30 protein-coding genes are annotated in these 25,061 nt (G+C 65.0%); 9 read left to right on the top strand and 21 right to left on the bottom strand.

The features are described from left to right. Positions 1-79: 79 nt before the first annotated feature. Positions 80-1,213 (top strand): tubulin/FtsZ family protein, encoded by a 1,134-nt coding sequence (locus tag QQ977_RS11470; RefSeq protein ID WP_285925888.1) that lies wholly within the window; start codon positions 80-82, stop codon positions 1,211-1,213. A 20-nt stretch (positions 1,214-1,233) separates the two neighbouring features. Here the strand turns inward: QQ977_RS11470 and QQ977_RS11465 are convergent, their stop codons facing one another. After that, entirely contained in the window at positions 1,234-2,262 is a 1,029-nt protein-coding gene (locus QQ977_RS11465; RefSeq protein WP_285925887.1) for a PGF-CTERM sorting domain-containing protein, read from the bottom strand. 259 nt (positions 2,263-2,521) lie between these two features. Here QQ977_RS11465 and QQ977_RS11460 point away from each other — a divergent pair, with 259 nt between their 5' ends. From QQ977_RS11460 to QQ977_RS11450, 3 genes are all read left to right on the top strand, one after another. Further along, positions 2,522-2,767, top strand: coding sequence for a sulfurtransferase TusA family protein (locus QQ977_RS11460; RefSeq protein WP_285925886.1), 246 nt, complete (start codon positions 2,522-2,524; stop codon positions 2,765-2,767). Position 2,768: 1 nt separating this feature from the next. Further along, on the top strand, positions 2,769-3,356 hold the full coding sequence (locus QQ977_RS11455; protein WP_285925885.1) for a DsrE/DsrF/DrsH-like family protein: 588 nt from the start codon (positions 2,769-2,771) through the stop codon (positions 3,354-3,356). Positions 3,357-3,570: 214 nt separating this feature from the next. Continuing rightward, complete coding sequence (locus tag QQ977_RS11450) at positions 3,571-4,917, top strand: FAD-dependent oxidoreductase (RefSeq protein WP_285925884.1); 1,347 nt, start codon at positions 3,571-3,573, stop codon at positions 4,915-4,917. On the opposite strand, the gene QQ977_RS11445 is transcribed toward QQ977_RS11450, so the two are convergent. Continuing rightward, on the bottom strand, positions 4,909-6,612 hold the full coding sequence (locus tag QQ977_RS11445; RefSeq protein WP_285925883.1) for a formate--tetrahydrofolate ligase: 1,704 nt from the start codon (positions 6,610-6,612) through the stop codon (positions 4,909-4,911). The two genes, QQ977_RS11450 and QQ977_RS11445, sit on opposite strands and share 9 nt — an antisense overlap. Positions 6,613-6,811: 199 nt before the next feature. Between QQ977_RS11445 and QQ977_RS11440 the strand changes: the two genes are divergently transcribed. Continuing rightward, a complete protein-coding gene (locus QQ977_RS11440) occupies positions 6,812-7,447 on the top strand; it encodes an RAD55 family ATPase (protein WP_285925882.1) in 636 nt (211 codons plus the stop codon). Between the two features lie 5 nt (positions 7,448-7,452). Here QQ977_RS11440 and QQ977_RS11435 read toward each other — a convergent pair whose 3' ends face one another. The 13 genes from QQ977_RS11435 to QQ977_RS11375 all read right to left on the bottom strand — a co-directional run bounded on the left by QQ977_RS11435 (position 7,453) and on the right by QQ977_RS11375 (position 17,620). Then, a complete protein-coding gene (locus QQ977_RS11435; protein ID WP_285925881.1) occupies positions 7,453-8,433 on the bottom strand; it encodes a PLP-dependent cysteine synthase family protein in 981 nt (326 codons plus the stop codon). A gap of 250 nt (positions 8,434-8,683) precedes the next feature. Then, positions 8,684-9,004 (bottom strand): DUF5798 family protein, encoded by a 321-nt coding sequence (locus QQ977_RS11430; RefSeq protein ID WP_285925880.1) that lies wholly within the window; start codon positions 9,002-9,004, stop codon positions 8,684-8,686. 93 nt (positions 9,005-9,097) lie between these two features. Next, the gene (locus QQ977_RS11425) at positions 9,098-10,006 is read right to left on the bottom strand and encodes a mechanosensitive ion channel family protein (protein ID WP_285925879.1); all 909 of its coding nucleotides are present in this window, start codon (positions 10,004-10,006) and stop codon (positions 9,098-9,100) included. Beyond that, positions 10,003-10,251, bottom strand: a complete 249-nt coding sequence (locus QQ977_RS11420; protein ID WP_285925878.1) for a YhbY family RNA-binding protein — start codon at positions 10,249-10,251, stop codon at positions 10,003-10,005. Before QQ977_RS11420 ends, QQ977_RS11425 begins: the two co-directional genes overlap by 4 nt. A 76-nt stretch (positions 10,252-10,327) precedes the next feature. Then, positions 10,328-10,609, bottom strand: a complete 282-nt coding sequence (locus QQ977_RS11415; protein WP_285925877.1) for a ribonuclease P protein component 4 — start codon at positions 10,607-10,609, stop codon at positions 10,328-10,330. A 60-nt stretch (positions 10,610-10,669) separates the two neighbouring features. Then, on the bottom strand, positions 10,670-10,942 hold the full coding sequence (locus QQ977_RS11410; protein ID WP_285928704.1) for a HalOD1 output domain-containing protein: 273 nt from the start codon (positions 10,940-10,942) through the stop codon (positions 10,670-10,672). Positions 10,943-10,995: 53 nt separating this feature from the next. Continuing rightward, entirely contained in the window at positions 10,996-13,638 is a 2,643-nt protein-coding gene (leuS, locus tag QQ977_RS11405) for a leucine--tRNA ligase (protein WP_285925876.1), read from the bottom strand. A gap of 80 nt (positions 13,639-13,718) precedes the next feature. Further along, positions 13,719-14,030: a DUF7091 family protein gene (locus QQ977_RS11400; protein WP_285928703.1), complete on the bottom strand. Its 312-nt coding sequence runs from the start codon at positions 14,028-14,030 to the stop codon at positions 13,719-13,721. Between the two features lie 70 nt (positions 14,031-14,100). Next, a complete protein-coding gene (locus QQ977_RS11395; RefSeq protein ID WP_285925875.1) occupies positions 14,101-14,337 on the bottom strand; it encodes a CDGSH iron-sulfur domain-containing protein in 237 nt (78 codons plus the stop codon). A 53-nt stretch (positions 14,338-14,390) separates the two neighbouring features. Further along, a complete protein-coding gene (locus QQ977_RS11390; RefSeq protein ID WP_285925874.1) occupies positions 14,391-15,488 on the bottom strand; it encodes an ABC transporter ATP-binding protein in 1,098 nt (365 codons plus the stop codon). Further along, positions 15,485-16,303: an ABC transporter permease gene (locus tag QQ977_RS11385; protein WP_285925873.1), complete on the bottom strand. Its 819-nt coding sequence runs from the start codon at positions 16,301-16,303 to the stop codon at positions 15,485-15,487. Before QQ977_RS11385 ends, QQ977_RS11390 begins: the two co-directional genes overlap by 4 nt. Then, on the bottom strand, positions 16,300-17,250 hold the full coding sequence (locus tag QQ977_RS11380) for an extracellular solute-binding protein (protein WP_285925872.1): 951 nt from the start codon (positions 17,248-17,250) through the stop codon (positions 16,300-16,302). The genes QQ977_RS11385 and QQ977_RS11380 overlap by 4 nt, the downstream gene beginning before the upstream one ends. A 139-nt stretch (positions 17,251-17,389) precedes the next feature. Further along, on the bottom strand, positions 17,390-17,620 hold the full coding sequence (locus QQ977_RS11375; RefSeq protein WP_285925871.1) for a type II toxin-antitoxin system HicB family antitoxin: 231 nt from the start codon (positions 17,618-17,620) through the stop codon (positions 17,390-17,392). An 86-nt stretch (positions 17,621-17,706) separates the two neighbouring features. Between QQ977_RS11375 and QQ977_RS11370 the strand changes: the two genes are divergently transcribed. Further along, positions 17,707-19,101 carry a signal recognition particle protein Srp54 gene (locus QQ977_RS11370; RefSeq protein WP_285925870.1) on the top strand — a complete coding sequence of 465 codons (1,395 nt, stop codon included), beginning with the start codon at positions 17,707-17,709 and terminating at the stop codon, positions 19,099-19,101. 94 nt (positions 19,102-19,195) lie between these two features. After that, a complete protein-coding gene (locus QQ977_RS11365) occupies positions 19,196-20,290 on the top strand; it encodes a glutamate--cysteine ligase (protein ID WP_285925869.1) in 1,095 nt (364 codons plus the stop codon). 8 nt (positions 20,291-20,298) lie between these two features. On the opposite strand, the gene QQ977_RS11360 is transcribed toward QQ977_RS11365, so the two are convergent. The 4 genes from QQ977_RS11360 to QQ977_RS11345 all read right to left on the bottom strand — a co-directional run bounded on the left by QQ977_RS11360 (position 20,299) and on the right by QQ977_RS11345 (position 22,624). Next, positions 20,299-20,463, bottom strand: coding sequence for a hypothetical protein (locus tag QQ977_RS11360; RefSeq protein ID WP_285925868.1), 165 nt, complete (start codon positions 20,461-20,463; stop codon positions 20,299-20,301). Positions 20,464-20,822: 359 nt separating this feature from the next. Further along, positions 20,823-21,005 (bottom strand): hypothetical protein, encoded by a 183-nt coding sequence (locus tag QQ977_RS11355; protein WP_285925867.1) that lies wholly within the window; start codon positions 21,003-21,005, stop codon positions 20,823-20,825. Positions 21,006-21,152: 147 nt separating this feature from the next. Then, complete coding sequence (locus QQ977_RS11350; protein ID WP_285925866.1) at positions 21,153-21,536, bottom strand: DUF5611 family protein; 384 nt, start codon at positions 21,534-21,536, stop codon at positions 21,153-21,155. A 170-nt stretch (positions 21,537-21,706) separates the two neighbouring features. After that, the gene (locus QQ977_RS11345) at positions 21,707-22,624 is read right to left on the bottom strand and encodes a DUF7093 family protein (RefSeq protein ID WP_285925865.1); all 918 of its coding nucleotides are present in this window, start codon (positions 22,622-22,624) and stop codon (positions 21,707-21,709) included. 140 nt (positions 22,625-22,764) lie between these two features. On the opposite strand from QQ977_RS11345, the gene QQ977_RS11340 reads away from it, so the two are divergent. Both QQ977_RS11340 and QQ977_RS11335 read left to right on the top strand, forming a co-directional pair. Next, positions 22,765-23,061: a DUF6432 family protein gene (locus QQ977_RS11340; protein WP_285925864.1), complete on the top strand. Its 297-nt coding sequence runs from the start codon at positions 22,765-22,767 to the stop codon at positions 23,059-23,061. 57 nt (positions 23,062-23,118) lie between these two features. Beyond that, positions 23,119-24,207, top strand: a complete 1,089-nt coding sequence (locus tag QQ977_RS11335; RefSeq protein ID WP_285925863.1) for an aminomethyltransferase family protein — start codon at positions 23,119-23,121, stop codon at positions 24,205-24,207. Between the two features lie 67 nt (positions 24,208-24,274). Here QQ977_RS11335 and QQ977_RS11330 read toward each other — a convergent pair whose 3' ends face one another. Together QQ977_RS11330 and QQ977_RS11325 are read right to left on the bottom strand one after the other, a co-directional pair. Continuing rightward, positions 24,275-24,622, bottom strand: coding sequence for a DUF7344 domain-containing protein (locus QQ977_RS11330; protein ID WP_285925862.1), 348 nt, complete (start codon positions 24,620-24,622; stop codon positions 24,275-24,277). A gap of 95 nt (positions 24,623-24,717) precedes the next feature. Further along, positions 24,718-24,984 carry a HalOD1 output domain-containing protein gene (locus QQ977_RS11325; protein ID WP_285925861.1) on the bottom strand — a complete coding sequence of 89 codons (267 nt, stop codon included), beginning with the start codon at positions 24,982-24,984 and terminating at the stop codon, positions 24,718-24,720. Positions 24,985-25,061 lie beyond the last annotated feature (77 nt).

Here is a 25,061-nt window from a genome sequence, read left to right as displayed (position 1 = left end):
GGATAAATCCCGGGACGTCGGATCGTGATTTTCGGCTGACAGTCGCAACGTTCAACTGGTTCGGAGTCCGGGTATCCGTATGAAAGTATCTCTCGTCGGCGTCGGCCAGGCGGGTGGGAAGATCACCGAACGGCTCGCCAGGTTCGACGCGGAACGGGGATTCGACGCGGTGCAGGGTGCCCTCGCAGTGAACTCCGCGACGGCCGACCTCCAGTCGCTGTCGGTCGCTGAGACCCTCCTCGTCGGACAGGATCGCGTCAACGGCCACGGCGTCGGTGGCGACAACGAGCTCGGAGCCGAGGTGATGGACGCCGACGTCGACAGCGTCGTCGACGCGTTCGACCGACAGATGTCCTCGCGGACGGAAGCGATCTGGATCGTCGCCGGACTCGGCGGCGGGACGGGCTCCGGCGGCGCACCGGTACTCGCCTCGACGCTCGAGCGCATCTACGACGTCCCCGTCTACGCGCTCGGGATCCTCCCCGGCCGCAACGAGGGGTCGCTGTACCAGGCCAACGCCGGTCGCTCGCTGAAGACCCTCGTCCGGGAGGCCGACTCGACGCTGCTGATCGACAACGACGCCTGGCACGAACAAGGCGAGAGCATCGAGGGTGCCTTCGAGACGATCAACGACCGGATCGCCAGACGCGTCGGCCTCCTGTTTGCCTCGGGCGAGGTCTTCGACCGCGGGGGTGGCGGACTGACCGGACGTGGCTCGAGCGATCGCGGTGCCATCGCGGCCGAGAGCGTCGTCGACTCGAGCGAGGTCATCAACACGCTTCGCAACGGCGGCGTCTCCGCGCTCGGCTACGCGAGCGAACTCGCCGCCGAAGACAGCGCGGAGAACGTCCACACCGTCGTGACCGTCGCCAGGCAGGCGCTTCTGACCGGCACCAGCCTTCCCGACGCGACCGACGCCGAGGCGGCACTGCTCGTCGTTATCGGCGACCCCGACCGGATTCCCCGCAAGGGCGTCGAACGCGCCCGTCGCTGGCTCGAGGACGAAACCGAGAGCATGCAGGTCCGAGGCGGTGACTTCCCACTCGAGAGTGACCGTCTCGCCGCCCTGGTCTTGCTCGGCGGTGCCGAACGCTCCGAGCGACTCGAGTCGTTTCTGGAGCGAGCACGAAAGGCACAGACCGAAGAGGAGCAGACGTCGGAGGCAGACCCTGCTGCGGCGTTTGCGAACGACGATCTCGAGGATCTGTTCTAGCTTCGCTCTCCAATCGAGGATCAGCGACGCGCGCAAACGAGAGCGACGGCGAGTGCAACGAGCGCAGCGAGAACGCCAAGCCCGGGAACCTCGTCGTCGCCTGCGTCCGGGGACGTATCGTCGGTGCTCGCGGTGCCTGTGGCGACGTCGTGGTCGGCACGTTCGTCGTCTTCTCCGTCAGCTGTGTCGTCGTCGCCTGCGTCATCGTCCGTCCCGGCGTCGTCGGAGGCGTCGGTCGGCGGATCGAGCTGGAGGACGACGACCGCCTGGCCGTGCGAGCCGTCGGTTCGGTACGTCCAGCCACCACCTGCCTCCTCGTAGGAGACGGCGTCCTCGATCGGATCGACGTCGCTGTCCCAGGAATCGTGTGCCTGCTGGTGGTAGCCGACGACGTCGATGTACTCCTCGTACTCGCCGTCGATCTCGACCTCGCCGTAGGAGACGGTTTCGTCCTCGGGGAGACCGTGCCACTCGATGCAATGACTGTCCATGTAGCCGTCACCCTGTGGTAGATCCGGGGTAGTCCCGAACTGGTCGGCATCGAGCGGGCGGACGTGGTGGTCCGTGAGCGGATACTCGACGGTGAAGGGATCGGCCGAGGTATGCCAGGCGAGCGAGTCGCCGGTCGGTACCGTAACGGTCGTGTTGGGCACGCTCTCGCCGACGATCACGTCGCCGTCTTCGTTGAGCAGCGTGACACAGAGCTTCCCGGAGCCGTCGCCGAGATACGGATCCCGGTACTCGTCACGGGGGTTGACGTAACTGACCCAGCTGCCGTCGCGTGCGGCCGCTTCGTAGTAGGGGTCGTCTTCTTCGGGCACCGGTTCGACGTACTCGGGTTCGATCGGTTCCTCGGACTGGTCTTCGCGTTCGGTCTGGAAGACAACGCTGGCGTCGGACGAGTGGGTGCCGACGGTCGTGGAATCGTCAGTAGGCGGTGGACCGGCGAGGACGACGCCTGCGACGGCGACTGCGGTAACGAGACCACAGACGAGTACTCCGAGGGCGATCGCAGTGGGGATTCTAGCTGTAAGCGGTTGATCGAGCATGGGTACCGACCGTGGTCGATCCGTCGAACCGTTCTCGGACGACGTGACCACGAACCCGACTGTCACACTCACCTACATTTGTATGTGGTCGCTACCCGGACCCATCGTCCGGTTAGGTGGCCGGTTCCCGACAGTAGGCAATACTTGGAACGTCCCGTCCAGCACAACGAACGGGCGTAACACGGCGTGGTTACCAGTGTGACCGGTACGTTTTTATCCAACGCAGTGGTATTGTACATCATACCCAATACAAATAATCATGAGCACGGAATACGACGTTACGGAGACACTCGACGTGAAAGGACAGTCCTGCCCGATGCCGGTCGTCAAGACGAAACAGGCGATCGACGACCTAGCAGAGGGTGACGTCCTCGAGGTGGTGGCGACGGATTCGGGGAGCATGAGCGACATCGACGGCTGGGCAGCGGGCACCGACGGCGTCGATCTCCTCGAGCAGGTCGAGGGCGACGGCGTCTACAAACACTACGTACAGAAGACTGACTGAGATGAGTACGGACAACCCCACACCGGCCGACGACGCCGATCCCGCGGTCGACGCCGCCGACTTCCAGGCGCTTCGTGAACGCGTCGACGAGCTCGAGTCGTCGCTGGCCGACCTCGAGACGGCCGACGGCGGGAAGAAGATGACGATCGTCGCCACGCAGGGGACACTCGACATGGCGTACCCGCCGCTTATCCTCGGGAGTACGGCCGCCGCCTTCGGCTGGGACGTCGTCGTCTTCCACACGTTCTGGGGACTCGACATCCTCCACGAGGAAAAGGCCAGAGAGCTCAAACTCAGCGCCGTCGGCAACCCGAACATGCCGGTGCCAAACGCCGTGGCGGCCCTGCCCGGCATGGACGCGATGGCCACCAAGATGATGCGAAAGAAGATCGCCGACAACGAGACCGCCACTATCGAGGAGCTGATCGAGCTCTCGCTGGATCAGGGCGTCGATCTGCAGGCCTGTCAGATGACGATCGAGCTGATGGATTACGACGAAGACGACTTCTACGACGGCGTCACCACCGGTGTCGGCGCGGCCACCGCGATCCAGCACATGGCCGAGTCGGACATCCAGCTGCTCGTCTAGCCGTCTGCTGGGCGGACTCGTCGCCAGTATCGGCTAGCGTTACGTTCGTATATCACCCGTCGTTGACACCGTCGGCGTCGACGTTGCTCTCCCCCTATTACGTAGCCGGTCATGTAAAATGCCTGATTTGGCCTTGGCCAGACGCGTTCGATATATTGTACGTCGTTGTGACGGCTGAGGAACGCTTTAGAAACGAGAGCGTCTACACGGCTGCATGGACGAACGGTTCGTGATCGTCGGTGGCGACGCAGCGGGGATGAGCGCGGCGAGCAAGGCGAAACGGGACGAACCGGGACTCGATGTGACCGTCTTCGAGCGCGGCGAGTGGGTCTCCTACGCCGCCTGCGGGATGCCCTACTACGTCAAAGGCGAGATCGAGGACCTCGAGGACCTCGTCAGCGTGACGCCCGAAACGTTTCGCGAGGAACGCGACATCGATCTCCGGACGGGCCACGAGGTCGTCGAGGTCGACCCCGACGCCGAGACGGTCACAGTCGAGAGAGACGGCGAGCGGTTCGAACAGTCCTACGATCACCTGCTGATCGGGACCGGCGCGCGGGCGATCGAGCCGCCGTTTGACGGCATCGACCTCGAGGGCGTGTTCACGATCCACGACATGGACGCGGCGGACGCGATCGAGGACGACGTGAGCGACGATCTCGAACGGGCGGCGATCGTCGGCGGCGGCTACGTCGGCGTCGAGATGGCCGAGGCACTGGCCGGACGTGGCCTCGAGGTCTCGATGTTCGAGATGTTGCCCACCATCCTCGCGCCCTTCGGCGAGACGGCCGCCGGCGTCGTCGAGAACCACCTCCGCGAGCAGGGCGTCTCCCTCCACCTCGAGACGGCCGTCGAGGGCTTTACCGGCGACGGGCGGGTCGAGGCGGTCGAACTCGAGGACGAGGAGTCCGTCCCGGCGGACGTCGTGATCGTCGGCGTCGGCGTCGCGCCGAACGTCTCGCTGGCCGAAGACGCAGGCATCGAGATCGGCGAGACCGGAGCCATCGCGACCGACGAGTACGGCCGGACGAACGACGAGAACGTCTACGCCGCCGGTGACTGCGCCGAGGAGCGCCACGTCGTCACCGGCGAGCCCGCCCACGTCCCGCTCGGACTGACGGCGAATCGCGCGGGTCGGGCGATCGGCCAGACGGTGGCCGGCTCACCGACCGAGACCGGCGACATCGCCGGTACGGCGATCGTGAAGGCGTTCGAACTCGGGGCATCGCGGACGGGTATCGTCGACGAGGACGAAGCCAGAGAGGCCGGCTTCGACCCCGTCTCGGTCACGATCGACGCCGCGTCACGAGCCAACTACTACCCTGGCGCGAGCGAACTCACCGTGACGCTCGTGGCCGACCGCGAGAGCGAGCGCGTTCTCGGAGCGAGTCTCGTCGGGCAGGAGGGTGTCAAGCGAATCGACACCGTCGCGACGGCCTTGCACGCGGAACTGACGGTCTCGGAACTCGAGAATCTCGATCTCGCGTACGCGCCACCGTTTAGCCCCGTCTGGGACCCGATCCTCACGGCCGCGAAGGTGCTCAACGGACAGCTAGAATAGGCCGTGGACGGTGCCGTCGTCCTCGAGTTCGATCGCTTCGGCTGCAGGGTCGGCCGGCAGGCCGGGCATGGTAAGCACGTCGCCGGTGAGTGCAACGACGAAGCCCGCTCCCGCGGAAGGATACAGTTCCCGGACCGTCAGCGTCCAGTCCTCGGGTGCACCCTTCTTCGCGGGGTCGTCGGTCAGGGAGTGCTGGGTCTTCGAGACACAGACCGGGAGTTCCCCGAAGCCGTCGCGCTCGAGTCGCTCGAGGTCGGCGCGGGCGTCGTCGGTGAACGCGACGTCTGCAGCGCCGTAGACCTCGCGGGCGACGGTCTCGAGTTTCGTCTCCAGTGACTCCTCGAGGTCGTACAGCGGTGAAAACGAGCCGGTCCCGGCCAGCTCGCGAACGATCTCGGCGAGTTCGATCCCGCCCTCGCCGCCGCGGGCGTGGACCGCCGAGACGGCGACCGGCATCCCCCGCTCCTCGCAGGCCTCGAGGACGGCCTCGAGTTCGGCGACGGTGTCGTCGGCGAAGCGGTTGATCGCGACGACGTAGGGGACGCCGAAGCGCTCGAGCACGCCGGCGTGGTGAGCGAGGTTCTCGAAGCCAGCCCGGACGGCGTCGACGTCCTCCGCGGCGAGTCGCTCCTCCTCTATCGGCCACAGCTCGAGCCCGTGGTGTTTCAGCCCCCGGACCGTGGCCACGAGGACGGCGACGTCGGGGACGACGCCCTCGCGGGCGACGACGTTGGCGAACTTCTCGAAGCCGAGATCGGCGGCGAACCCGCCCTCGGTGACGACGTAGTCCGCAAGTGCGAGACCGACGCGGTCGGCGACGAGCGTGTTGGTGCCGTGGGCGATGTTCGCGAACGGGCCGCCGTGGACGAACGCGGGCGTCCCCTCGACGGTGCCGACGAGGTTGGGCCGGAGCGCGTCGGAAAGCAGGGTCGCGACCGCGTCGGTGACCGCGAGGTCGTCGACGGTGACCGGCTCGCCTTCGCTGTCTGCGGCGACGACGATCCGGCCGATTCGGCGTTTGAGGTCCGGCAGATCGCTCGCCAGACAGAGTACGGCCATCACCTCCGAGGCGGCGGTGATCAGGAAGCCGTCCTCGCGAGGGACGCCGTTGCTCGAGCCGCCAAGTCCGACCACGGTCTCCCGAAGCGCGCGGTCGTTGACGTCCAGCGCACGCTTCCAGTCGACGTTGCGGACGTCGATCCCGAGGTCGTTTCCGTGGTGAACGTGGGCGTCGAGCGTCGCCGCGATCAGGTTGTGAGCGGCGGTCACGGCGTGGATGTCGCCGGTGAAATGCAGGTTGATCTCCTCCATCGGGAGAACCTGCGAGTAGCCGCCGCCGGCTGCGCCGCCTTTGATGCCGAAGACTGGCCCCTGGGACGGTTCCCGGATCGCCACGACGACGCGCTCGCCGAGTCGCTCGAGCGCCTGTCCGAGGCCGACGCCGGTGACCGTCTTGCCCGCACCTGCGGGCGTCGCCGTCATCGCCGTCAGGAACACGAGCGTGCCGTCGGCCTCGCTTGCGAGGGCGTCGTCGACCGCCTCGCTCGTGAGTTTCGCCTTGTGGTCGCCGTAGCGTTCGAGGTCGTCGCTCGAGAGTCCAAGCGTCGTGGCGACGTCTTCGATCGGTGTGAGGTCGATCGAGCGGGCAATCTCGAGATCGGACGGCACCGACGGTACGGAGTCACGAATCGGCATGCCGAACGACTACTGCCGTCGCGGTGAAATATCTACGCCCGCTCGGACGACGATCCGCCCGCGAGAGCGCCTCGAACCGAGCGTCGAGCGGACCGCCATCGTGTCCAATCATAAGTTCTATAAGCCGATTCCCGCATTGTCATAGCAGACGCCGACGTGTACAGGGGGATAGAGTCGACGATGGATGTGAACGTCTGCTATGTATGATCTCGCCACGGTGGTCCCGACCGCCGATCTCGATCCCGGGACGAACGTGCTCCTTACCGGCGAGCCGTTGACGGGAAAACGCAACCTCGGACTGGACGTACTCGCCAGTGGGGCCACGCGAGGGGAGGGATCGATCGTCGTCACTACGAAAGACAGCGCGGATAAGGTCCTCTCGACGTTCGACGGCCGTCTCGGCCCCGACACCACGATCGCAGACGTCGACGTCGGGATCGTCGACTGCGTCTCGAGACAGCGAGGCGTGGAGACGACCGAGGCCGATCCCCGGATCAAGTACGCCTCCTCTCCGGTCGACATGACCGGAGTCGGGATCGGCGTCTCGGAGTTCCTCCAGGAGTTCTACGAGAGCCGCGGACTGTCCAGAAACCGGATCCTGTTGCACTCGATCTCGACGCTGCTTATGTACACCGATCTCAAGACCGTCTTTCGGTTCCTGCACGTCTTCACCGGACGGGTCCAAAGCGCCGACGCACTCGGAATCTACGTGATCGACTCGACGGCCCACGACGACGAGACGATGAACACGCTCAAACAGCTGTTCGACGGTCTCATCGAGGTTTCGGAGGGCGACGGTGTAGAGCCGGACGTTCGGACGGCCGGCATCAGCTGAGACGGTCATCCTGTCCACTCCTCGAACGACCGATAGATCCCCTTCGAGAGGTATCGCTCGCTCGAGTCGGGAAATACGGTCACGACCGTCTCGTGGGGAACTGCGAGCTCGCCTGCGTCGATCCGACGAGCGACCCGTTTGGCGGCGACGCTCGCCGCGGCGGCACTCGAGGCGACCAGGTGGCCCTCCTCGCGTGCGAGCCGGGTCAGCTCCTTGTGGGTCTCCCGATCGCCGATCGCGTACACGTCGTCGACCAGCTCGGGTTCGAACAGGTCGTTGGTCGACGGCTCGTGGGTGCCGATCCCCTCGATCTTGTACTCGCCTTCCTCGCAGTCTTCGCCGAGAAACTCGCCGAACAGCGACCCTTCGGGTTCGACGGCGGCGACGTAGGTGGCGGGTTCGCGCTCGAACGCGTAGCGCGCCATCCCCACGAGCGTGCCCGCGGTCCCACAGCCGACGACGATCGCGCCGACCTCGCCCTCGAGCGCCTCATAGACCTCGGGTGCGGTCGTCTCGTAGTGAGCGTCGGCGTTCAGCGGATTCGAGAACTGCTGGGGAACGACCGCGTCGTCGAACTCCTCGGCGAGGTCGTGAGCGCGGGAAATCGCACCGCCCATGCCGTCCTCGGTCGGCGTGTTGATCACTTCTGCACCCAGTGCGGCCATCAGCTGTTGTTTCTCGACGCTGAACTTCTCCGGGACGACGAAAACCGCATTCAGACCGAGCTGGCCGGCCGCGATCGCCAGCCCGATACCCGTGTTTCCCGCCGTCGGCTCGATGACCGTCCCGCCGGGCTCGAGGTCGCCCCGTTCGAGTAGCCGCTCGAGCATGTAGACGCCGATGCGATCCTTGACGCTGGCACCGGGGTTGAACGACTCGAGTTTCGCGTAGACGGGAACGTCCTCGGGGGCGTCGTGTATCCGGACGAGGGGCGTCTCGCCGACGGTCTCGAGGACGGAGTCCAACGGTCGCTCGTGGGTCGTCATCGTGCTGGCAAATGTTGCCCCAGCTGTTAGCTCTTGTGTCGCCACTGGTTTCGAGTCGCTACGGTCGACGTGGCCGGACAACAGTCAGCGAACGCGCGATCGTGTCACGATCGATGTGTATCGATCTGGTCGGTCGTGCCTTATACTGTCGGTCATGGACCGGTGAGCTGGTGTCCGGGTGATCCGGCCGTTGAACGTGTGTCTGGCCGTGCTGTCACCAGCCGTGTTCACGTCGGTATGACCGACAGTATTACTCGCCGGACTCTGCGGCTGGTGCGTCCTCGACGGTCGCCTCGTCGTCGGCGTCGGCTGCGTCGTCGTCTTCTGCTTCCTCGATCGCCGCCTCCGCGAGAATCGCCTCGGCGTCGAGCCCTTGCTCTTCGGCCATCGCGACGAGTAACGCCCGCTGTTCGGCCAGCTCGTGATCGAGGGTCGTCACCGTCTCGTGGGTCTCGTCGACTTCTTCCTCGAGGCGGGTGATCCGACCCTGGAGTTCCTGTACCTGCTTGTACATCTGCTCGGCGTGATCCGACAGCGCCTGGATCTTCTTTGCAGTACTGCCAAGTCCCATGTACGATACCCGGAGCTCCAGCTAATTGGGCTTTTCTTCTGGTCGCAACGATCGAGCGCGGCAGGCTGTCCTCGATCGCGTTCGGTGGCGGTCTCACTCCGCCATCGAGGCGATCCGTTCGGCGTCGCGCAGATCGAGACTACCCTCGAGCGTACGAACGGGATAGGGGATGTCGACCCCTTCCTCGTCGAACCGCTCTTTCACGCTCGTGACGTACTCGCCTCTGATCCGAACGACGTCGGCGCGGGACGGCTGGGGAATCCAGAACCGCGACTGCAGACCGACGTCGGAGTCGCCGAGTTCGGTGAGTCGCACGCTCGGGGCGGGCTCGTCCATGATCTCCGGGTGCCGTTCTGCCTCCTCGACGATGATCTCGCTTGCCCGCTCGATGTCGTCGCCGTAGCCGATGCCGAAGACGAACTTCAGGCGCAGTTTCTCCCCGTCGACGGGGTTTTTGATGACGCCGCCGGTGAGGTCGCCGTTCGGAACGGTGAGCAACTCGTTGTCGAAGGTCCGGACCCGTGTGACACGGAGACTGATGTCCTCGACGACGCCAGCGTACTCGCCGCCGTCCCACTCGATCCAGTCGCCGATCCGAAACGGTTTGTCGGTGTAGATGAAGACGCCCGCGACGAAGTTCGCGATGACGTTTTGCATCGCCAGCCCAACCGCCAACGCCCCGGCTGCGGCGATGCCGGCCATCGAGACGAGGAAGTTACCGTAATCTGCAAACCCGAAGGCGACAGCGACGGCGACGAAGACGACACCGAATCGGCCGATCAACAACAGCGGTTTCTGGGCGTGTTCGTCGAGGTCGCGTCGGTCGAACGTCCGGCTGAGAACAGGTAACACGACCGTCCGCCCGAGGCCGTAGACGACGACGAACGCGGCGATGAAGAGGACCACTCCCTCGAGTGTGTTCGCGACCGTCGCGTCGAGACCGGCGTCCTCGAGGGCAGATCCGACCGGACCGAGTTCCGTCTCGAGAACCGGAGCACTCATCGGTACAACACTGCGGTGTGGCCCCGGACGTCGACGAGGTCCGCGTCCACCCGGTCTGCCAGCTCGGCCGCCTTCTCGTCCGTCGAACTCCCCGCTCTCGCGGCTCTGAGGAACTTCACCTTCACGAGTTCTCGGTCTGTAAGCTGGTCGTCGAGTTCGTCGACGACCGCCTCGAGACCGCTTTTGCCGACCCAGACGGTCACGTCGAGATCGTGTGCGCGCCGTCTTAGTTCTTGATCGTCCATGCGAGGTGAGAAGTCCGCGAGCGGTTTCAATCTTCGCGAATCGAAACGTCACAGCGACCGCCGGAGTCCGCAGTCGCTAGCCGTCGTCGTACGGATACCGGGCCTGGGAGCCACAGTCACACGTGACGACGACGTGGCCGTCTCCGAGTCTGACGCGGGCGTTCTTTCCGGGTCGGAGGTACCGGTCGCACTCATCACACGTGAATCGCTTGAACCGCTTCGGCAGCGACAGCCGATTCCGTTCCGCGATCCGGCGGGCCAGTCGAACGTAGTATCGTGCCCGCTGTTCGTGACAGTCAGTGGCAGCCGCTCGAGCGAGGTCCTCGAGGCGCTCGATCCGTTCTTCGGCGACAGTCACGGTGGTTCGATTCGGTTTGGATCGTCGTTTCTATCGTCCCTGTGATTTCCGACGATCGGCTCACTCGAGTGTGACCGTTCCGTCGGAGTCGACGGTGACGTCGTAGCCACAGAACGTGAACGAGACGCGACCCGACGACCGCGGCGTCCCGTCCGCCCTGGGTTCGAAAAGGGCGTCGAGCGCCTGCGGATCGATCACGCTGTGTAACGGGTCGTACTCCGGCGGGCACAGCGATTCGGGTGGAACGCTCTCGGCGTCGGCGACGGCCTCGACGACGGCCTGGCTCGGAGTCATGTGCTGGGATTGTTCGACTCCGTTGTTCCCCTCTTTCATCATGTGGTCTATCCGTCAAGGAGGAGTGGAAGAACTTGTCTTTGCCGGTTCGATCACATATCGTGTCCTGTCTCGTTGCCGATGTGTATCGCTGGCTTGCCCGGACTGGCTTTCGCCGACAGTGCGTCGTCTTCGGTCGCTTTGCGAACGGTCACCGTCGCGTCGAACTCGTCTTCGAGGAGCCAGCCGGCACGCTCGAGAACGGACAGTTCGCGCTCACACGACAGCACCGGATCGACCGTCGCCCGTTCGGCGAGGTCGGCGGCGTACGCGGCGGCTTCGGCCTCGCGATCGATCGCGTCGTCGCCACGAACCCGTTCGACGACGGCGGCGGCGTCGGCGTCGGCCTCGCGGACGAGTTCGTGGACGCGATGCTGCCAGGCCGGGGCGACAACCAGCTCGATCCGTTCGGGATCGTCGATGTCCGCGACGCCGACGATGTCCCGGACGTCCTCGCGGGTTCGTTCGACGAGGCGTCGCTCGAGTCTGTACGTCGACACGTCGCCGGTGGGCTCCGGCCAGTCGGCCTGGACGACGAGTCCGTCGCCGCCGAGGCGGTTCCAGAGCTCCTCGGCGAGATGTGGTGCCGCAGGCGAGAGTACGGCTGCGACGGTCAACAGCCCCCGGCGGTAGACGTCGTCGTGTGGCCGGCCGTACTCCCGGTAGCGGCGTAACAGCCGGGCCAGCTCCTGGATCTCGGTGATGGCCCGGTGGAACCGGAATCGATCGTACTCCGTCTCGACGGCGGCGATCGTTCGATCGATCTCCCGCTCGAGGTGCTCGTCCCGGCGCGTTCGTTCGTCTCGACCGAGCGGTCCCTCGACGAACTCGGCCACCATCCCGTACAGCGTCTGCTGGAGGTCGTAGACGCCACGGACGTCGTTCGCCGTCCACTCGAAGTCCTGTTCGGGATGGGCAGCCGAGAGGACGAACAGCCGCGTCGTCTCCGCGCCGTACTCCTGGGGGGCGACGACGTTGCCTTTCGAGGCAGACATCTTCTCGCCGTCGTACAGCACCGTTCCCTGGCTGACGAGCCGTTCGATCGGTTCGCGAACCTCGAGCAGGCCGAGATCCGCAAGCGCCTTCGTGAAAAAGCGCACGTACAGCAGGTGTAAGGTGGCGTGTTCCTCGCCGCCGACGTAGACGTCGACGGGGAGGGTCTCCTCGGCGACCTCGGCGTCGAACGGTGCCTCGGCGAGGTCGGGCGAGAGATAGCGCAGGAAGTACCACGAGGAGTCGACGAAGGTGTCCATCGTGTCGGTCTCGCGTTCGGCCGGTCCGCCACAGTCGGGACAGGTCGTCTCGACGAACGACTCCTGTGCTGCGAGCGGGTTGCCCGTCGTGTGGACGAACTCGGGGAGTTCGACCGGCAACTGGTCGTCGGGAACAGGGACGTGACCACACGCCTCGCAGTGGACGATCGGGATCGGCGTCCCCCAGTATCGTTGCCGGGAGATGAGCCAGTCCCGCAAGCGATACGTCGTCGCAGGTTCGATCGCGTCGACCTCCTCGCACAGGCGGTCAGCGGCGACGGCGCTCTCGAGGCCGTCGTAGTCGTCGCTTTCCCGGAGCGTGCCCTCGCCGGTGTAGGGCTCCTCGGGGCAGGACATCTCGCCGTCGTCGGGTTCGATCACCGCCTCGATCGGAAGGCCCTGCTCTCGTGCGAAGGCGTGGTCGCGTTCGTTGTGTGCCGGAACGCCCATCACCGCGCCGGTGCCGACGTCCTCTAAGACGTAGGGGGCGACGTAGACCGGCAGCTTCTCGTCGGTCAGGGGATGGGTCGCCCGGACGCCGGTGTCGACGCCGTCGTAGCCGGCCTCGCCGGGTTGGCCCTCCCGGAGGTCGTCGACGGCTACCGCGAGGTCGTCCTCGCCGTCAGCGAGTTCCTCGACGAGGTCGTGACTGGGCGAGAGCGCGAGGAAGGTCGCGCCGTAGACCGTCTCCGGGCGCGTGGTGAACACCTCGACGTCGCCTGCAGGGGTCGAAAAGGTGACCTCGGCGCCCTCCTGGCGCCCGATCCAGTTACGCTGGATCTCACAGACGCCGTCGGGCCAGCTCTCGAGGTCGTCTAACCCCGCGTACAGCTCCTCGGCGTAGTCGGTGATCGTGAAGAACCACTGGTCGAGTTCGCGTCGCTGGACGGACGTCTCACACCGCCAGCAGCGACGGCTGTCGCCGTCGGTCTCGACCTGGGCGTCGGCGAGTACCGTCTCACAGTCGGGACACCAGTTGACCATCGCCGCCTCGTACTCGACGAGGTCGTTCTCGTAGAAGCGGGTGAACAGCCACTGGTTCCAGCGGTAGTAGTCGGGTTCGCAGGTGGTGATCTCGCGGGACCAGTCGTAGCCGAAACCGAGTTCCTCGAGCTGTTCGCGCATCCGGGAGATACACACTTGAGTCCACGACTCGGGATCCGTGTACCGCTCGAGGGCGGCGTTTTCTGCGGGCAGTCCGAACGCGTCCCACCCCATCGGGTGGAGTACGTCGTCACCGCGCATTCGCCGGTAGCGGGCGTAGGCGTCCGTGATCGCGTAGTTTCTGACGTGGCCCATGTGGACGTCGCCGGACGTGTACGGAAACATTCCGAGCACGTACGTCGGGTCCTCGGCGTCCTCGGGGAGGGCGTAGACGTCGTCTCGATCCCAGACGTACTGCCAGAACTCCTGGACTTCCTCGTGATCGTAGTGTCTCGTCATCTTCGGTACGCTCTTATCTCCCCTCCGGAGGCGAACTATATGATTGTTCGGCCACGGCCGCCGGCGGTCGGTTCGACCGCTCACCACGTCTCGATCCGGCCCTCGTGAACGTCCTCGACGCAGCCCTCGCAGTCCGGATGGTCCGCCTCGTAACACGCCGGCCGGTACTGCTCGTCCAGCTGGGCCGCACGCCGTTCGGCGTGGCGGCGACAGACGATCTTCGCTCGTCCCTCCTCGTCGGTCGGCAACTGCCGTGCGCGTTTTGCCACCTGGTAGGCCTCTCTGGCCTCCTCGAGTTGTTCGTCGGTCGAGCGGCGCAGCTCCTCGTACTGTTCGCCCGCCTCCTCGAGTTTCGACCGGAGGAATCGCCCGAGTCGCCGTTTGTCGGCCATCCGTCTCTGGCCGGGGTTTCGTGGGCGAGTCACATAGTCCCGTCGGCGGCGGGTCCGGACCGCTCGTGAGTCACTCCTCGTCGGCGTGGACGATCTCCGCGACGGGGCGACGGTCGGCGTCGTCGACGTCGTAGTCGTAGACGGCGTCGGCGTCTTCGTCTTCGGTCCGTCGGTGGCTGCCGTCACAGAACGGATAGGAGTCGGCGAGCCCGCACTGACAGATCGCGACGTCGCCTTTCTCCGGATCGATGTCGTCTTCGGTCAGTTTTCGCGGTCCCTGGGCGTCGTGTTCGACCAGTCGACTCATGCTCGAGTCATCACACGGGAGAGACAAGTGTGTTCGGGCGAACGAGAACGGGATCACGGCTTCGTCGAGGCAGGGGAGACGACGCGGTCGCCGTCGTTGGCACAGAACACCGTTACGCTCTGTGCGGGAACCTCGACGGCGACCTCGTCGCCAGTGTTCGGCGGGTTCGTGGTCCGTTCGACGACGAGCTGTTCGCCGGTCTCGAGCCGGATGGTCGCCTCGTACCGGCGACCGACGTCGGCAACGCGGACGACCTCGGCCGGCACCGAGGTATCCGGATCGGCGGCCTCTGGCGGGGAAAGCGAGAGGTCGTCCGGTCGGACGTGACACGTGACGGGGTCGGCTTCCGAGACGTCGGCGTCGACGCCCTCGAGTCGTAGCTCCTGCGTGTCCACCGCGACGGTGAGTGGGTCGCAACCGACGACGGTCGCCGAGAGTGCGTTCGACCGGCCGAGAAACGACGCCACGAACGGGGTCGGCGGAGACTCATAGAGCGACCGCGGCGTGCCCACCGCGGAGACGCTGCCGTCGTTCATCACGACGAGGCGATCGGCGAGCGCCATCGCCTCCTCCTGGTCGTGGGTGACGAACAGCGTCGTGACGCCGGTCTCGCGCTGGATGCGTGCGACCTCCCCTCGCAACCGTTCGCGAAGCGTCCGGTCGAGCGCCGACAGCGGCTCGTCGAGCAACAGCAGGTCCGGCTGTGGCGCGAGTGCCCGCGCGAGTTCGACGCGGCGTCGCTGGCCACCGCTTAGCTCCCCGGGGTAGGCCTCGCGCTGTTCGGAGAGATCGACGAGCTCGAGGTAGTCGGTCACGATCTCGTCTCGCCGGCCAGGTTCGACGTCGCGTGCTGCGAGTCCGTACGCGACGTTCTCGCCGACGGTCATGTGTGGATACAGCGTCGATTCCTGGAAGACCAGCCCGACGTGGCGCGCTTCGGGCGGAGCGTCGGTGACGTCCTCGCCGCGAAGCCGTATCCGGCCCGCGGTCGGAGAGACGTGGCCGGCAATCGCCTGGACGAGCGTCGTCTTCCCACAGCCGCTCGGACCGAGCACGGCGACGAGTTCGCCGGCCTCGAGACCGAAGGAGACGTCCTCGAGGGCCGACTCGGTCCCGTAGCGGTGGGTGAGTTCCTCGAGTTCGAGGATCATCGGTCGATCACCGTCGGCACCCGACCGAACCGCTGGACGGCCGCGAGGACGAGTAGCGTGATAGCGAGCAACGCGAGCGCGAGCGGGACGATCGCGTCGATGCCGCCGGCGATGAAATCGACCCAGATTCGGGTGGGCATCGTTCGCGGGTTGTACGCGACCATCATCGTCGCGCCGAACTCTCCGATCGCCCGGGCGAAGGTGAGGACGATCCCCGCGAGGATCGCACCGCGAGAAAGCGGCACTGAGACGTTCCAGAACGTCGCGAGCGGCCCGTAGCCCAGCGACCTGGAGGCCTGCTCTAACCGTTCGTCGACGGCCCCAAAGCCCGCTCGAGCGGTGATGACGACGAACGGGGCGGAGACGAACGTCTGGGCGAGGATGACGCCGAGCAGGCTGTCGGTGAGCGAGATGCCGACGGCAGCCGCGGCCGAGCCGATCGGGGTGAACCGGCCGACAGCCGTGAGGATCATCGCCCCGCCGACGACGGGTGGCACGATAAGCGGCAGGACGACCAGCGCCTCGACGAGCCGTTTCCCGACGAAGGTGCTGCGAGCGAGGACGTACGCCAGCGGAACGCCGAAGACGGTCGCGATCGCCGTCGAGACAGGCGCGGTGAGCAACGAGTTACGAATCGCCACCTGGGCCTCCGGCGAGGAGAGTCCGGCGAGGAGATCCGCCGTCCCGGTTCGGGCGAGGAAGGCGACAAATGGGAGTGCGAAGTAGACGAGGATGAGTCCGCCGAGGACGACCGGGACGAGCAGTTCCGGCAGCCGACTCGACTCACGTGTGGACGTCGACCTGGCGAGACTCATACGTCGATCGCCTCCGGGACGTCTCCAGTCGGCCGCGGGAGCGCGTCGCCGACGGTCAGTCCGGCGTCCTCGAGCAGGCCGGGGTTGTCCGCGAGAAATTCGACGAGCTGGCGGCCCGCCTCCGGGGCGTCGGCCGTCTCGTGGACCGTCGCGTTGTACAGCACCGGCCGTCCCTCGGCCGTGTATCCCTCCTCGTCGGTGGTGTACTCGACGGTCGCGTAGTGGTCGGCTAGCTCGGGGTCGGCGAAGTTGTACTCGTCGGGAAACTCGTGGAAGGGCATGCCGTGATCGACCGCCATGTTCCGATAGACGACCGCACCGGCACGGGAGCCGCTCTCGACGCCGGCCATCATCTGGGGCTCTTCGGGCTCCTCGTAGACCAGCTCGAGCAGCTCGTCGCGGAATCCCTCGAGGTCGTGTTCGCGTTCGGCGAGTTCGAACGCCTGAACCGCACGGTAACCGAGCGGATCGAGGTCGGGATCGCCGATCGCGAGGTCGCCTTCCTCAGTCGCTCTCGCGAGGTCGTACCACGGCTCGCCGTCCTCGAGGCCCCGTCCGAACGACGTCTCGTCGTTGTAGCCGATGCCGACGCTGTTTGCCGCGAACTCGACGTCCCAGTCGGTGAACTCGCCGTAGAGTCGATCGCGAAGGAGGGTTGCGTCGGCGCTTACGATCACGTCGGGGTGTTTGGTTCGATCCTCGACCATCCGCATCACCGCGTTCGCTCCGTAGTACTCGCCGTGGACGGCGATCCCCGTCTCGTCCTCGAACGCCGGGCCGACGTGGTCCTCGAACGTCTGTGCGAGACTCCCGGCCGACAGCACGCTCACCGTGTCGGTGTTACCCCCGAGACAGCCGGCGACGCAGACGCCTGTGGCGCTCCCGACTGCGGTGAGAACCGCACGACGGCTCGCATAGCCGCCGTCGTGATCGCCGCTGTGAGTCATACGATACTGATTACTCTCGCCCAGCACTATAACCATTTCTAATTCCGAAATACGTAGAAAATAACCTAATGTAGTTTCGCCATCGCGTCAATTCGGCATCGAACGGCCGTCTTCGCTAGCGGTCGTAATTGACTTTCATTTACAGCCAGTCGTCACCGTCTTCATCGATCGATTCCACGTAGACCTCGAGCGCCCGCTCGAGCCGTTCGATGGCGTCGGCTCTGGTCTCGCCCTGGCTCGAGACGCCGGTCTCCTCGTCTTTCGCGACGTAGAAGCCGCCTTCGTCGGTGACCGTGATCGAGTCCTCCTCGGTGACGGTAATCGAACCGTCCGGATCGCGTTCGACGTCGTCACGCGAATCGGTGCCCATACGCGGTGGCTAGGTCCGCGAGCCGAAATATCTGCTGACAGCGTGGAGAAAAAGCCTTTAACGCCGTCGCCTCCTATCTCCGTCAAATGGTACTCGACGATCTCGGAAGTTCTCTCCGCGGCACCCTCGACAAACTCCGCGGGAAGTCCCGCATTTCGGAGGAGGACGTCGAGGAGGTCGTCAAGGAGATTCAACGGTCGCTGTTGCAGGCCGACGTCGACGTCTCGCTCGTGATGGAGCTGTCGGACTCGATCAAAGAACGCGCCCTCGAGGAAGAGCCCCCGGCGGGGACGCCGGCGCGCGATTTCGTCTTGCACATCGTCTATGAGGAGCTGGTCGACCTCATCGGCAAGTCGACCGAACTGCCACTCGAGGAACAGACGATCCTGCTCGCAGGGCTGCAGGGGTCGGGGAAGACGACCACGTCCGCGAAGATGGCGTGGTGGTTTTCGACGAAAGGGCTCCGGCCTGCCGTGATCCAGACGGACACCTTCCGCCCGGGCGCGTACGACCAGGCCAAACAGATGTGCGAACGGGCGGAGGTCGACTTCTACGGCGATCCCGACGCCGACGATCCCGTCGAGATCGCTCGCGACGGCCTCGCGGAGACAAGCGAGGCCGACGTCCACATCGTGGACACGGCCGGTCGCCACGCCTTAGAGGACGAGCTGATCGAGGAGATCGAAGAGATCGAGTCGGTCGTCGACCCCGACACCTCACTCCTGGTACTCGACGCTGCCATCGGCCAGGGCGCGAAAGACCAGGCAAAGCAGTTCGACGAGTCCGTCGGCATCGACGGCGTCGCCATCACCAAGCTCGACGGGACCGCGAAAGGTGGTGGCGCACTGACCGCCGTCGACCAGACCGATTCCTCGATCGCCTTCCTCGGCACCGGCGAGGAGGTCGAGGACGTCGAACGCTTCGAGCCCGAGGGCTTCATCTCGCGGCTGCTCGGCATGGGCGATCTCGGCCAGCTCGCCGAGCGCGTCGAACGCGCCATGCAGCAGACGGAGATCGAAGAGGAAGACTGGGATCCCGAGGACATGCTTCAGGGCCAGTTCACCTTGAACGACATGCAAAAACAGATGGAGGCGATGAACAACATGGGGCCACTGGATCAGGTGATGGACATGATCCCCGGCTTCGGCGGCGGGATCAAAGACCAGCTGCCCGACGACGCGATGGACGTCACCCAGGACCGACTGCGGACGTTCAGCGTCATCATGGACTCGATGACCGAAGCCGAAAAGGAGTATCCGAAAGCGATCGGCGCGAGCCAGATCGAGCGCATCGCCCGCGGTTCGGGCACGAGCGAAGAGCGCGTCCGGGAGCTGTTAGAGCAGTACAAGATGATGGAAAAGACGATCAAGCAGTTCCAGGGAATGGGCTCCGAACAGGAGATGCAACGGATGATGCAAAAGATGCAACAGCAAGGCGGCGGTGGCGGTGGTGGCGGCATGGGCGGTATGGGTCCGTTCTGATCTCCGCCCGGTCGATCGAAGCCGTCGACGCCAGACGCCACGTGCGATTCCGACTCCAAACCGTATTTACCGTCTCGCCCGAAACGGCGACACGATGGAACGCGGGTCGCCGGAATCGTTCACGCGGATGGGCACGCTGGGAATCGAAGAGGAGTGTTTCGTCGTCGACGAACGCGGCCGTCCGACAAGCGGCACCGACGAACTCGTCTACGAACACGATCCGCCCGAAATCCTCGAGGGTCGACTCGACCACGAACTGTTCAAGTTCGTCATCGAGACTCAGACGCCGCTGATCGAAGCGCCGGAGGAGGCTCGAGACGCGCTCCTCTCGATTCGGCGGGCGCTCGTCGACCACGCCCGCGAGCACGGCTTCGAGATCGCCGCCGCCGGCCTCCACCCGCTGGCGACGTGGCGCGAGCTCGAACACGCCGAGAAACCCCGCTATCGCTCACAACTCGAGCGCATCCAGTACCCCCAACACCGAAACACGACGGCTGGGTTGCACGTCCACGTCGGGGTCGACGACGCGGACAAGGCGGTCTGGATCGCAAACGAGTTGCGCTGGTACGTCCCCGTCATGCTCGCGCTGTCTGTGAACTCCCCGTACTGGAACGGCTTCGACACCGGCCTCGCCTCCGCCCGCGCGAAGATCTTCGAGGGGCTGCCCAACACCGGGATGCCGACGTACTTCGAGGACTACGAGGCGTTCGATCGCTTCGAACGACGGATGCTCGAGACCGGTGCGATCGGCGACCGGGGCGAACTCTGGTACGACGTCCGGCCACACACCGGACACGGTTCCGTCGAGATCCGCACTCCCGACGGCCAGGCAGATCCCGACGTCGTGATGGCCTTCGTCGAATACTCACACGCACTCGTCGAGGCGCTGGCAGAGGCCTACGAGGACGGAGCCTCGAGTCACGAACACCGCCGGGAGTTACTCGACGAGAACAAGTGGCGGGCGATCCGGTACGGCCACGACGCGACGTTCATCGACCAGGACTGTGAGAGCACCGTCGAACTCGGCGACCTCGTCGATCGGGAGTGTGAACGACTCGGGATCGACGGCATCAAAACGGTCTACGAGCGAGAAAGCGGCGCGAGCAAACAGCGTCGGCTCCGCAACACGAACGGCGTCGACGCGCTCTGTGAGTCGTTGCTCTTGCGATCCGGCCGCGACTTGCGGTAGTCGACGCACTAGGATGGGTGTTGGTGTCTGAGTTTCTCTGCAATCTTGCCGGGGACCGGCGTCCCACAGTCTTTGCACTTCCAGGTCGGATAAATTCCCTGCTGTTCTTTCCGAAGGTCCTGTCGAAACCGAAGCGTCGCCCCACAGATACACCGGTGGGTCGTAGCGGCCATACTCGAGGGTTCTCGCGAGAGGGTATAAACCGTCTGTCGTCTCCCCGGCAGCCTCGTGGCGACGGGGTGTGTCGGAAAGAGAGACTCGATGGGGTTGGGTTTGGGGTGGGGAGGGGTTCGGCCTGTGGTGGGGGAGGCCAGGTGCCTGCTCCCACGACGGGAGCGTGTGTTGAGACACTACCGACAGCAATAAGTGACATTCCTAGCTACTTGGGATATATTTTCTGACAGGGTTAACAGGCCGCTACACTCGGCCTGAAATCCCGTGGTGGGATTCCTCCGCGTTCACGCGGAGGAGGAGGTCAATAGCTAAAGCCGATGGGCTTTCGCCTCGCTATCGCTGTAAGCATTAAGTCGTCTTAGATCGCGGGTTCGTCGCGGTCGTAGAAGAAATAGCCCGCGACTCCTGCCAGTCCGATCGCCAGCGTCAGGTACGGCCAGTTACCAGCCTCGCGGCCGGTCACGTAGGCGTGGGCGGTCACGAAGATTGCAAATCCGACGTGTGCGGCCAGCGTCGCTACGAGAAACGCCTGCAGGTCCATTACTCGAGTGCTGTTTCGTCACCCCCAAATCGGTTTCGGACTGCCCCGGCTCCCGAACCGCGAGCGAACGCCGACGTTGCAGCCCGATACGAGGTGATGCCGACGGGCGGCGTTCGATTTCGCCGTCGCGAGACGTCCGGACGACGGTCAGAGGTCGTGGTCCGGGTCGTCCTCGACGGCGCGTTTCATCGAGTCGCGACGGGATTTCGCGTCCCGGCCGGTCGCCTCGAGCAAGAAGTCGTTTTTCGCATCGACGGCATCCTCCGCGGCCTCGAGCTCGTCGGGGCCAAGCTCCGTGGGATCGCGTTCATGGAACTCGACGCCGAGTTTGTCCTTCTTGCCGGAGTATTCGACGGTCCCGACGACGATCCTCTCGAAGACGGGATTGTCCGGCTCTCCGATCACGTAGAGGTCGCTTCCTTTGTACTCCTGTGTGTCCGTGATGGATCCGAAATACTCCTCGACTGTCGATTCCATATCCGGAATCCGTTCCTCAAGATATTCACCGCGACGCATCTTGTACTCTTTCATGGGTTTTGGATACACGGGGGAGTGTTTACCTCTTTTCATAGCTCTCGGGTGTGGTTACTCGTCTCTCGAGTCCCGATGGGGCATACGGCGAGTACGATACCGTCTGTCGGTCGATCACCGAGTCGCTGACGGTTCGCTCGTGAACTCGTCGTCAAACCGTGTCGGCTGCGTCAGCGCCGGTCACGTTCTCCGAGGTAGCCGTTCCGACACTCGGGACAGATGTCGCCGACGCGTAACGAGGCGCGGTCCTCGGGAGCGACGAACGAACACTCCGGACAGAAGAATTCGGTGGGATCGCCTCCACGGACGACGGCTTCGCCGGGCGCTGGAGCGGATTGAGCACTCGCAATGCCGGTTCCCGATTCCGCGTCGTCCTCGACGCCCGAATCGCCGCGGCCGACGGTGTCGGTGTCGGCATCGACGAAGACGGCGTCGTCGTCCTCGCCGGCCGACCCGGTGGCGTCAGCAGTCGTCGACGACGCCGGATTCACGCGCTCTCCCGACTCTTGTGCGGCGTCGGCGTCTGGCCACGTCGACGGCTCGGCTTCCGCTACCGGGGGGCCGACGTCGTCTGATTTCGGCCACTCGCCGTGTTCTCGGTCCGTGGGCGAATCCGGCTCGTCCTCGAGGATTTCGGCGTCGTCGGTGATCGGCTCGCCGTTCTCGTCGGTTGGGATCGAATCGTCGTCCGTCGCGTCTCCGTCGGACGGCGGGGTCTCGAGAGTCGCCCCCTGCTCCGTGTCGTCGCCGTCGTCGATCACCTCGGCACTGGTGGTTTCGAGATTGCCAGCGTGCTCGGGCTTGGACTCGGCCTCGACCGTCGGGTCGGACCCGGAGACGTCGCCGACCGGATCGGCCCCCTGCGTGTCGACGGCCGTCGCTTCGGGGCCGTCGAACTCGGCGTCGATCGACTCCGGGGTCGTGCTCGTTACCTCGGTGCTTTCGGTGACGACGCGGCGTTCGGAACACCGGGTACACTCCTGGTACTCGCGGACGGTTACCACGACCTCGCTGCCTTGTTCGTCGCGCTCGCGCTCGACCTCGGTCTCACCGAAGTCGTGCCCGAGCAGCGAACATCGCAGGCCCATTGAATACTACACCCGCCCGCAAAGGCAAAAACGTACCGCATACCATATCGAAGAAAAGACTGTCGTACCGCCGTGGACGTATCGGCTGTCGAGAGTGGAACGATAAACGTCAAATCCTGGCTTGTCGAATACCCACATGGATGAGAGCAAAGCGTGAGTACCGAAACCGCAGCGATACCGAGGTGGCGGTACTCGACGCGCTCGTGAATCGGGCGGACGACGGGATGACCGTCTTCGAACTCCGGGCCGCCGTCTCGACGGAGATCGACGATCTCGAGACGGCACTCGAGCGCCTGAAAGACGACGGCCTCATCGAAGTCGAGTCCAACGACGGGCGCACGGTGATCAAACCCGACGAGCGCGTGATTCCAGACGCGCCGGCTACCGACGAGGACGAATCCCTGGTCGAGTGGCTCCGGGAACGGATCCCGTTTTGACGCTCCGTCGCCGCATCGATCGAAACTCCTGATACCGTCCGGAGTCTTGCCTACAGCATGACCGTCATCGAGTCTATCCACGCCGACCACGGCGCGACGTTCGACAAGCGAGACGGGAGGCGAGTCGTCGAACACTACGGACGACCCGAGCGAGCCCACCGCGCCGTCAGAAACGGCGTCGGGCTGTTCGAACCCGCCTACGGCGTGGTCGTCGTCGAGGGCGACGATCGCCGCGAGTACGTCGACAACGTCGTCTCGAACCGCGTCCCCGACGCGGACGGCGAAGGGTGTTACGCGCTCGTTCTCGATCCCCAGGGAGGGATCGAACTCGAGTTGTACGTCTACAACGCGGGCGAGCGGCTCTTGCTTTTCACCCCTCCGGATCGGGCCGAAGAACTCGCTACCGAGTGGCGGGAGAAAGTCTTCATTCAGGACGTCGAGATCCACGTTGCGACCGACGAGTTCGCAGTCTTCGGCGTCCACGGCCCCCAGGCGACCGAGAAGGTCGCGAGCGTCCTCAACGGCGCGGCCTCCCCCGACCGGCGCTACTCGTTCGTCCGTGGCTCGATGGGAGACGTCGGCGTGACCGTCGTCAGGACTGACGCCCTGACTGGCGAGGAGAGCTACGAGGTGATCTGTGCGGCCGAAAGCGCCGACGCGGTCTACGATACCCTCGAGACGCAGGGACTCAACGCCGCTCCGTTCGGCTATCGCACCTGGGACACGCTCACTCTCGAGGCCGGCTCGCCGCTTTTTGTGACCGAACTCGAAGGGACGATTCCAAACGTGCTGGGGCTGCGAAACGCCCTGGACTTCGAGAAGGGCTGTTACGTCGGCCAGGAGGTCGTCTCCCGGGTCGAAAACCGGGGCCAGCCGAGCCGACAGCTGATCGGACTCGAGTGCAAGAGCGAGGCGGTCCCCGAACCGGGTGCCGCCGTCTTCGACGGCGACGCGAGCGTCGGCGAGGTGACCCGCGCCGAGGCGAGTCCGCTGCTCGAGACGCCGATCGCACTCGCGATCGTCGAGTGGGGGCTCGATGCGGACGAGCTAACGGTTCGCGTCGACGGCGAGGAGGTACCGGCGAGGAGAGCGTCGCTGCCGTTCGTCGACGGCTCCGACCGATCGGATCGGCTCCCGGAGTACTGACGATCGCGTCCGATTCCACCTCGAGTGGGTTCTCGTGCCAGCGAAGCGTCTGTGTTAAGCCCGGTCGTTACAGCGGCGGGGACGAGCCCTGCGAATCCGACACGGCGACCGGCCGTTCGATCGTCGACGCGAGCTCGTCCAGACGTGACGTGGCCGAGACGGTACCACGTTCCGCGTCGTACTCGATTACACCGTGGTCGGCGAGTCGCGGGAGGTGATTGTGGTGCAACGAGATCTCGACCCGCTGCCGACGGTCGTCCGTATTCGGCTGTGTCGGTTCCGCTTCTCGCGTCGCGATTCGGCTCGAGAGCTCTTCGACGTCGACGGCATCTCTCTCGTGGAGTATCCACAGCAGATACCGGCGACGACGGTCGGCTAGCAACGAGTGGACGACGTCCGTCTCGAGTGTGGACATTAGGTTTCCATATACGAGATGATGCCATCCCGGTTATCCCAAACCATTTAGGCTGGCATGGTACTCGCCATACAAACCAGAAAACGAACCGGTCGTTACTCGTCGGTTTCGGGCGAATCGTCGTCCGTACCGTCGTCGATCCGAACCGTCCGATCGTCGCGAACGGTGACGCGGTATCCGTTGTACGCAAACGCCACCTCGACGCTTCCGGCGCGTTGTTTGTCCTCGAAGCTTCGAACCAGCGCATCGAGCGCAGCCGGATTGATCGCCCGGTACAACGGTGGCCCGAGCTCGGTCATGGGGACGCCTTCTCGGTCCGCGACTTTCGTAACGACCTTCTCGGTGATCGCCGTCTCCGCCATGTCGTGACGTCGTTCGACTACCGGTGATAGAGACGCATACTGAGCGGTGATCCAAAGGTAAATGCCTGAAAAATGGA

Source organism: Natrialbaceae archaeon AArc-T1-2 (assembly GCF_030273315.1).
Taxonomy (GTDB): Archaea; Halobacteriota; Halobacteria; order Halobacteriales; family Natrialbaceae; genus Tc-Br11-E2g1.
The sequence above is the reverse complement of the archived record's forward strand: the minus strand, read 5'-3'. Positions and strand labels throughout refer to the sequence as shown.

Coding starts and splice junctions, on each gene's coding strand:
- QQ977_RS11470 (WP_285925888.1), top strand. CDS start 80: ATGAAAGTATCTCTCGTCGGCGTCGGCCAGGCGGGTGGGAAGATCACC.
- QQ977_RS11465 (WP_285925887.1), bottom strand. CDS start 2,262: ATGCTCGATCAACCGCTTACAGCTAGAATCCCCACTGCGATCGCCCTC.
- QQ977_RS11460 (WP_285925886.1), top strand. CDS start 2,522: ATGAGCACGGAATACGACGTTACGGAGACACTCGACGTGAAAGGACAG.
- QQ977_RS11455 (WP_285925885.1), top strand. CDS start 2,769: ATGAGTACGGACAACCCCACACCGGCCGACGACGCCGATCCCGCGGTC.
- QQ977_RS11450 (WP_285925884.1), top strand. CDS start 3,571: ATGGACGAACGGTTCGTGATCGTCGGTGGCGACGCAGCGGGGATGAGC.
- QQ977_RS11445 (WP_285925883.1), bottom strand. CDS start 6,612: ATGCCGATTCGTGACTCCGTACCGTCGGTGCCGTCCGATCTCGAGATT.
- QQ977_RS11440 (WP_285925882.1), top strand. CDS start 6,812: ATGTATGATCTCGCCACGGTGGTCCCGACCGCCGATCTCGATCCCGGG.
- QQ977_RS11435 (WP_285925881.1), bottom strand. CDS start 8,433: ATGACGACCCACGAGCGACCGTTGGACTCCGTCCTCGAGACCGTCGGC.
- QQ977_RS11430 (WP_285925880.1), bottom strand. CDS start 9,004: ATGGGACTTGGCAGTACTGCAAAGAAGATCCAGGCGCTGTCGGATCAC.
- QQ977_RS11425 (WP_285925879.1), bottom strand. CDS start 10,006: ATGAGTGCTCCGGTTCTCGAGACGGAACTCGGTCCGGTCGGATCTGCC.
- QQ977_RS11420 (WP_285925878.1), bottom strand. CDS start 10,251: ATGGACGATCAAGAACTAAGACGGCGCGCACACGATCTCGACGTGACC.
- QQ977_RS11410 (WP_285928704.1), bottom strand. CDS start 10,942: ATGAAAGAGGGGAACAACGGAGTCGAACAATCCCAGCACATGACTCCG.
- leuS (WP_285925876.1), bottom strand. CDS start 13,638: ATGACGAGACACTACGATCACGAGGAAGTCCAGGAGTTCTGGCAGTAC.
- QQ977_RS11400 (WP_285928703.1), bottom strand. CDS start 14,030: ATGGCCGACAAACGGCGACTCGGGCGATTCCTCCGGTCGAAACTCGAG.
- QQ977_RS11395 (WP_285925875.1), bottom strand. CDS start 14,337: ATGAGTCGACTGGTCGAACACGACGCCCAGGGACCGCGAAAACTGACC.
- QQ977_RS11390 (WP_285925874.1), bottom strand. CDS start 15,488: ATGATCCTCGAACTCGAGGAACTCACCCACCGCTACGGGACCGAGTCG.
- QQ977_RS11385 (WP_285925873.1), bottom strand. CDS start 16,303: ATGAGTCTCGCCAGGTCGACGTCCACACGTGAGTCGAGTCGGCTGCCG.
- QQ977_RS11380 (WP_285925872.1), bottom strand. CDS start 17,250: ATGACTCACAGCGGCGATCACGACGGCGGCTATGCGAGCCGTCGTGCG.
- QQ977_RS11375 (WP_285925871.1), bottom strand. CDS start 17,620: ATGGGCACCGATTCGCGTGACGACGTCGAACGCGATCCGGACGGTTCG.
- QQ977_RS11370 (WP_285925870.1), top strand. CDS start 17,707: ATGGTACTCGACGATCTCGGAAGTTCTCTCCGCGGCACCCTCGACAAA.
- QQ977_RS11365 (WP_285925869.1), top strand. CDS start 19,196: ATGGAACGCGGGTCGCCGGAATCGTTCACGCGGATGGGCACGCTGGGA.
- QQ977_RS11360 (WP_285925868.1), bottom strand. CDS start 20,463: ATGGCCGCTACGACCCACCGGTGTATCTGTGGGGCGACGCTTCGGTTT.
- QQ977_RS11355 (WP_285925867.1), bottom strand. CDS start 21,005: ATGGACCTGCAGGCGTTTCTCGTAGCGACGCTGGCCGCACACGTCGGA.
- QQ977_RS11350 (WP_285925866.1), bottom strand. CDS start 21,536: ATGAAAGAGTACAAGATGCGTCGCGGTGAATATCTTGAGGAACGGATT.
- QQ977_RS11345 (WP_285925865.1), bottom strand. CDS start 22,624: ATGGGCCTGCGATGTTCGCTGCTCGGGCACGACTTCGGTGAGACCGAG.
- QQ977_RS11340 (WP_285925864.1), top strand. CDS start 22,765: ATGAGAGCAAAGCGTGAGTACCGAAACCGCAGCGATACCGAGGTGGCG.
- QQ977_RS11335 (WP_285925863.1), top strand. CDS start 23,119: ATGACCGTCATCGAGTCTATCCACGCCGACCACGGCGCGACGTTCGAC.
- QQ977_RS11330 (WP_285925862.1), bottom strand. CDS start 24,622: ATGTCCACACTCGAGACGGACGTCGTCCACTCGTTGCTAGCCGACCGT.
- QQ977_RS11325 (WP_285925861.1), bottom strand. CDS start 24,984: ATGGCGGAGACGGCGATCACCGAGAAGGTCGTTACGAAAGTCGCGGAC.